This window comes from Flavobacterium sp. ACAM 123 (assembly GCF_000264055.1).
Classification (GTDB): domain Bacteria; phylum Bacteroidota; class Bacteroidia; order Flavobacteriales; family Flavobacteriaceae; genus Flavobacterium.
The window spans coordinates 1-294 of the sequence record NZ_AJXL01000273.1 but is presented as its reverse complement, the minus strand read 5'-3'; the positions used below and the strand labels follow the sequence as shown (position 1 = coordinate 294).

The 294-nt window shown below is 40.1% G+C and carries 1 protein-coding gene; it reads left to right on the top strand.

Annotation, left to right across the window (positions count from 1 at the left end; translation table 11 throughout):
* On the top strand, window positions 1-294 hold a 294-nt coding region (locus tag A3SG_RS22010), incomplete at both ends, for a hypothetical protein (protein WP_035664937.1).

Below are 294 nucleotides of genomic sequence, written 5' to 3'. Positions count from 1 at the left end.
CTTATGTTTATACTTCAAGTCCATCGGTTGGAGTTACGATTTCAGGTAATACGGTCACTGCTCCTGCGGGAACTTACACAATAACCGCTAAGTTAGGGGCATGTATTTCTGTGGCTTCAGTAAGTAATGTAGTTAATGCGCAACCTATTACCCCGACACAGCCAACATTAAGTAACGTAACACAGCCAACTTGTAGTGTTGCAACTGGAAGTTTTACTATTACAAATTATAATGCTTCTTATGTTTATACTTCGAGTCCGTCAGTTGGGGTTACGATTTCAGGAAATACTGTGA